The organism is Kurthia sp. Dielmo (assembly GCF_000307285.2).
Taxonomy (GTDB): Bacteria; Bacillota; Bacilli; order Bacillales_A; family Planococcaceae; genus Kurthia; species Kurthia populi.
Genome location: NZ_HE578957.1, coordinates 144,850 through 151,122, shown reverse-complemented (window position 1 = coordinate 151,122; position 6,273 = coordinate 144,850). Strand labels below are relative to the sequence as shown.

Below are 6,273 nucleotides of genomic sequence, written 5' to 3'. Positions count from 1 at the left end.
TACTTGGCGCAATGGCGATAGGGAAGTTAGCTAAAATCCCCATTAAAAGGGTACCGATAATGGCAGTTAATGCTGTTGCCGTAAATACGGCACCTTGGTCCATGCCTGATTGGCTAAGGATAATCGGGTTCACGACAAGAATGTACGCAATCGATAAGAAAGTCGTAATCCCGGCAAGTGATTCCTGCTTGTAAGAAGTCCCGCGTTCAGCAAATTTAAAAAAGTTTTTCATGTGTTAAGCTCCTGTTTGCCAGATTAAAGATGAATAGGATGCGATAAACGATTTATTTTCTTGGAAAAACAAAAAAACTTTGACTATGGCATAGTCAAAGTTTCTCTACAAAATGAAATAAACGTATTACAGTATCCCATTCCTTGTAGACAAGCTATTATTGGTAGCTGGTAGAAACTTTCAAGCCATATTCTTGAAATTATACAAGGGTTATTCTCTTTTAAAAACAATAGAGAAATAATAACAATGATTATTTACAACGTCAAATGTAAGAAAATTCATTCATTTTATGCTTTTTAATAAAATGAGACTCGTTTTAGGGGAATCGAACTATTTTGATTATTAAAGAGATATAAAAACGAACGATTATTGCGTGATATGCGATTTAACATACGGATTTAAGCATTTTAACTTTTTTTAGTGATTATATGATTTGTATTTGTTGAAAGCTCAAAATAGTAGCCTTAGAAGCGGAGGAATGAATTTCTAAATACTGTGCGAAGAAATAGCGTGTAATGATGTGTTAAGTATTATACGACTTTATGACGCAACCATTTGCGAATTGGATTGTTTGAACGATTGTTATTATTGTACAGATAGAATTTAAGATTAAATAAAGTTAGATAGTTATATGCTTGCTATAAGGGAAATATAAAGACGCTTGCTTTAAAAGGATGGGGAGCGGTCGATATACATACTACCATCTATTTTTTATTTTAGTTTACATAATATATATTATAGGAAGTTATAAAAATTAGAAAAAATAGAAGTAATTTCATATGTTTTATTGTATATTATAATTAAATTGATTTTCACATGGCCGATTGTCTTTTTTTATAAATTTTTGTCGTTGGAGTTGGTCTATATATGAAGATTTTCCCCCTTGGTGTTGGGAACGCCTTTACGAAACGTTTTTACCACAACAATTTCTTATTTGATTTTGATGGTGAAGCCTTTCTTGTTGATTGTGGTACATCCCTACGTTTTTCGTTAAAGGAAGCTGGCATCCCATATGCTGATTTACACAATGTTTTTATCTCACATTGTCATTTTGACCATATTGGTGGTCTTGAGGAGCTCATTACACATCGTCTCAAAGAAAATTTGACGACGAAAGTCTACATACTTCGCGATATGTATGAAGATGTGTTATCCGTATTAGCACCTGGTTTAGGGCTTCAACAAATCGAGGAATTTTGTGAATTTATTTTATTGGATGGTCGTACACCATATCAAGTAAATGGATTTACGATTGAATTATTACCGACGACTGGCCTACATATTAAAAATATGCTGAGCACAGGCGCACGCATTACACAGCCAGACGGTACACAAATTTTATATAGCTCTGATATTAAAAATTTGATGCATAGTCCATTTAAATCGGTTGTTACACGTAATACACGTCTAATTTTACAAGATGTCAGTTTCACCAAAAATGGTGCTCATAGTACATTCGAAGAAGTAATTGCTTATTATCCACGCGAAGTGCAGCATTATATCGTCGCGATGCATTATGATGATAATATAGAAGATTTTTATGAACTGATTGAAAAATCACCAATTCGCCTTGCACGTCAGCACCAGTGGATTCATGTTTAATAAAAAACGTCTCGAATTAGTTCGAGACGTTTTTTTATTCGTACCAAGGCTTCGTATACAGTTCCCCACCAATATTTTGCTGAAAAAAAGGCATTGATATATAGCAGGCAAATGCACACGAGTTCATCATACTCCGCTCCGTCAATCACAATATCCGCAATAGAAAGCCACTCACCTATCCGTCTAAATGGTAGCTCCTGCACGACATCTTGATGCTTCACATAAACAAGCGTCTGATACCGTGAAAAAAACTCATACGTGTCCTCTCCTGATCGCCAAGAAAAATGCTTATCGCCGTTTTTCTTTGTATACACAATTTTCTTATCATTAATCCATACCTGCTGCTTCTCCTGTTTAAAGGAAAAGGCGAGGTTTTTCCCGTCATACAGCATATACGTCTCATTTAATAACGACTGAAATGTATGATTAATGAGGCGTTTCCAAAGGACCGTTCTCTTTTTCGCCGTATATAAAAGTTTCCCGTTATCAGCTTCTATATGAAACGTATACACACTTGGCTCCAAATGTTCCTTCCGACGAATGCGCATAACGACAAAGACATCTCCTTTCGTCAAAATGATATTTTTTTGCGTTAAGTAAATTAAAAACCCGTAATTTTACGCAAAGCACATCAAAAAATACTATTTTAAAGTGATTAGGCAGTCGTAAGAGTTCCTTGATGAAAATGCATTTTCCACTGGCCATCTACCCGCTTCCAAATCGAACTTCGTAAAGAATGCTGTGCATTTACCGCATTATACACGCGATACGTCGCAAGTATAATGTCCTCCGACAGCAGCTTTATGTGAAAATTATCGATTGTCATACAGACATCGCCAAGCACTATTTCTTCTATTTGTTCCTGCTGATACAATACCTTCCCTGAGCTACCAATTTCAAAAAAATCATCTGCCAAAAACAAACGTAAAGCCTTGCTTGAACGGCGTACTTCCGGCTTCAATAAGGCAAGCTCTAACGCTAAAATCGTATCATGCATGCATACCCTCCTATAATAAACGATATTGATTCACTGGCCGTCCAATTCCGCCATACTGAATCTCAATGACTACAAGCTTTTGCTTTTCTAAAAAATCTAAATAACGACGTGCGGTTACCCGTGCGAGCCCAACACCATGCGCCACTTCCTCTGCTGAAATGGCTGCTTGCTGCGTGCCGATATAAGTAACAATCTTATCAAGTGTTGCCTTATTCAAGCCTTTTGGAAGTTCCTTAGATAGCGCTGCATCTTGTGTTTTATGTAATAATGCATCAAGCTCCTGCTGGGATAAGGCATCCTTCGCAGTAAACTTTTGCTTATAGCGCGCATAATTTTCAAGCGCTTCCTTCATCCGTTCAAATGAAAAAGGCTTCATAATATAATCAAAGACGCCTAGATGCACAAGCTTTTCGATGGTTTCGCGGTCATTAGCAGCCGTCACGGTTATCACATCAACCGGAAGTTCACGTGCCCGAATTTGTCGTAAGCTCTCTACCCCGTCTTGTCTAGGCATATACACATCCATAAAAACAAGGTCTGGCTTTAGCATCGCTGCCTTCTCTACCCCTTCAATCCCATCATGTGCAGTATCAATTACTTGAAAGCCCTTCACATTCTCAATAAATTGTTGATTTACTTGACGAACCATTGGATCATCTTCTACTAATAATACGCGTAACATTGCTACCCCCTACATCTCAAACGTCACGACAATACTTGTCCCGGCGTTTGGTGTACTTTCCACATCAATTGTTCCCTGTGCCTTTTGAATAATATCTTGAATTAAATATAACCCAATCCCATGATTTTTGGAATGTTTCGTCGTAAAGCCATTATCGAATATACGCGCTATTTGTGCCTCGCTCATACCAATCCCGTTATCCTCGACCAAAATCGTCATCACTTGATCGTTTTGGTCAATGCTGATGAATAACTTTTTATCGTCATGTGTCGCTAGTTGTAGTGCATCAAAGCTATTTTCGATTAAATTACCGAGCAATACGACAAAATCATGAAAATCAAGCGCCTTCGGTAAATAATCAAGCGAGCTCTGTGCATCAATCTCGACTAGAATGCCGAGCTCCTTACCGTGATTGACCTTACTTAATAATAAGCCGGCTAAATTTTGATTTTGAATGCGCTCATGCAAAAAATCCTGTAGCTGGTCTTGCTCTTTTTTGGCACCTTGAATATACTGCAACGCAGCTCGGTAATTGCCGAGTTGCATGAGTCCCGCTACGGTATGCATTTTATTTTTATGTTCATGATTTTGAATACGTAGCGCCTGCACAAATTCCTTTACGCCCGTCAGCTCCTCTGCAAGCTTTTTCACCTCTGTACGATCTTGGAAAATAGCAATCGCCCCTACTGTCTCCCCTTCTACTTCAATCGGTACACGATTCGATAAAATGGTATGCTGATTAATCAGTAATTCCTTATTGTAAATCGGTTGATTAAAATCTAAAATCTCCGGCAAGCGCGAATCCGGCAAAATATCATAAATGTTTTGCCCAATCAAATCCCCTTCATCGACACCTAAAATTTGCTTCGCTTTCGTATTAAAAATCGTCACGATAAAATGATTATCAATCGCAATGACCCCTTCATGCATCGCATTAAAAGTTTCCGAACGCTCAATATAGAGCTTCGCAATTTCATGCGGCTCATAATCGAGTAAATCCCGCTTCATGCTACGGCTTAGTAAAAACGCTCCCCATGCGCCAAATAAGAGCGATAAGCATGTCGCAACTAAAATCTCATCGCGTAAATTATGGACGATATCCAAAAATGTTGGTAGTTTATAACCAACAAGCACCACCCCTACTTGCTCATGCATAGTATTCATCACTGGCACAAAGGCACGTGCGACGGTCCCTAAATCTCCCTTTGCGGTCGTTGAGTAATAATGCTCGGTAAAGGCATCCTCTATGTCATTGGACTGCGAGCGTAAGCCAACAAGGGATTCCTTTGGGTGGCTTAAACGCACCCCGTCCATCGTCAATACGACAATATAGTCGGCCTTATTGGTCGTCCGTACATCACGTATCGTTTTTTTGAGTTTCGTTGCCTTTTGCTGATTCGTTAAGGCATCATTTTCTAAAACCGTTGGCAATTCAGGTAGTTTGCCCACCGTTTGTGCCACAAGCATCGCCTGCTCCGTTATCCGTTCCTCTTCTGTATTCAAAATATTACTAATAATAAAAAGGCCTGAAATTAAAAAAGAAAAAACGATAATAAAAAAGGTTAAGGCGGTAATTTTCCCTGTCATGGATACGCGTTTATCAGTCATTCGTGATTGCCTCCCTTAAATGCCTCTATTTTAGCATGTTTCCTATGGTAAAATAAGGGCTGTATAACAGGAGGCAAGCGATGCGCACATATATTTTATCAGCAGTACTTATCTTATTACTCGTTATCGGCATTTTTATGATTCCGAATCTCTCAAAACAAACAACGTATAGAGATAGCGAGCAGCAAGGACTTGATGAGCAAATCACGATTCATTTTAGTCATGTCGTCGCTGAAAATACGCCAAAGGGACGCACTGCACTTTATTTTAAAGAACTTGTTGAGGAAAAATCTGGCGGACAAATACATGTCGAGCTTTATCCAAACGGCATGCTATATAATGACGAAAATGAAATGACGGCCCTACAGCATAATGATGTGCAAATGATTGCGCCGACCTATTCAAAAATTTCGAACGATGTGCCTGAATGGGGCGTGCTTGATTTGCCGTTTTTATTTGAGGATGAAACAGATGTTACACGTGTTTTAAGCAGCGAGGTCGGTGATACATTGCGTCAAGCGCTAGAAAAACAAGGCATTCATGGACTAGGCTTTTGGCAAAATGGCTTTAAGCAAATGATTGCAAAAGACGCACCTATTCAAACATTAGCGGATTTTAAAAGCAAACGAATGCGGACCATGGCGAGCAACTTGCTTACAATGCAGGCAAAGCTACTCGGTGCTACACCACAGGCGGTATCATTTGATGAGGTCAATAGCGTGATCTCTAAGGCGGCCATTGATGTCCAGGAAAATACATTATCGAATATTTACTCCAAAAGCTTTTATAAGGAGGAGCCGTATATTACCCGCTCTAACCATGGTATTTTAGGCTACGGTGTATTGATGAATCAACGCTTTTGGGATAGCCTGTCAACTGAATCAAAAGGCATTATTACGCTATCAATGCAGGAAGCGAGCGCCTGGAATGAAAAAATAGCGCGCAAAATGAATGTGGATGATGAAAAGCGTATGAAAGCATACGGGACGCATTTTTACACATTGAGCACGCATGAAAAAGCTCGCTGGAAGCGTACATTACAGCCACTCTATCATGAATTTCAGCAAAAGGACTATCGAGACATCCTTGATGCAATCGAGCGACAATTGCATCAAAAAAACGCCTACATCATCGCAGTGATGTAGGCGTTTT

General features: G+C 39.0%; 7 protein-coding genes and 1 riboswitch. Of the genes, 2 read left to right on the top strand and 5 right to left on the bottom strand.

Annotated elements, in window-relative coordinates:
• The coding region (locus tag KTHG_RS05680; protein WP_305000239.1) for a solute carrier family 23 protein at window positions 1-232 on the bottom strand (232 nt) is incomplete at its 3' end.
• Between the two features lie 126 nt (window positions 233-358).
• A riboswitch (purine riboswitch) is annotated at window positions 359-459 on the bottom strand.
• A gap of 640 nt (window positions 460-1,099) precedes the next feature.
• Between KTHG_RS05680 and KTHG_RS05675 the strand changes: the two genes are divergently transcribed.
• Entirely contained in the window at window positions 1,100-1,834 is a 735-nt protein-coding gene (locus KTHG_RS05675) for an MBL fold metallo-hydrolase (RefSeq protein WP_139992107.1), read from the top strand.
• Here the strand turns inward: KTHG_RS05675 and KTHG_RS05670 are convergent.
• The 4 genes from KTHG_RS05670 to KTHG_RS05655 form a co-directional block, all read right to left on the bottom strand.
• Window positions 1,831-2,382, bottom strand: a complete 552-nt coding sequence (locus KTHG_RS05670) for a hypothetical protein (RefSeq protein ID WP_139992105.1) — start codon at window positions 2,380-2,382, stop codon at window positions 1,831-1,833. The two genes, KTHG_RS05675 and KTHG_RS05670, sit on opposite strands and share 4 nt — an antisense overlap.
• Before the next feature lie 107 nt (window positions 2,383-2,489).
• A complete protein-coding gene (locus KTHG_RS05665) occupies window positions 2,490-2,831 on the bottom strand; it encodes a nuclear transport factor 2 family protein (RefSeq protein WP_139992103.1) in 342 nt (113 codons plus the stop codon).
• A gap of 10 nt (window positions 2,832-2,841) precedes the next feature.
• On the bottom strand, window positions 2,842-3,513 hold the full coding sequence (locus KTHG_RS05660) for a response regulator (RefSeq protein ID WP_139992101.1): 672 nt from the start codon (window positions 3,511-3,513) through the stop codon (window positions 2,842-2,844).
• 9 nt (window positions 3,514-3,522) lie between these two features.
• Window positions 3,523-5,121 carry an ATP-binding protein gene (locus tag KTHG_RS05655; protein WP_139992099.1) on the bottom strand — a complete coding sequence of 533 codons (1,599 nt, stop codon included), beginning with the start codon at window positions 5,119-5,121 and terminating at the stop codon, window positions 3,523-3,525.
• A gap of 80 nt (window positions 5,122-5,201) precedes the next feature.
• Between KTHG_RS05655 and KTHG_RS05650 the strand changes: the two genes are divergently transcribed.
• Window positions 5,202-6,266, top strand: coding sequence for a DctP family TRAP transporter solute-binding subunit (locus KTHG_RS05650; RefSeq protein WP_139992097.1), 1,065 nt, complete (start codon window positions 5,202-5,204; stop codon window positions 6,264-6,266).
• The last annotated feature ends 7 nt before the right edge of the window (window positions 6,267-6,273 follow it).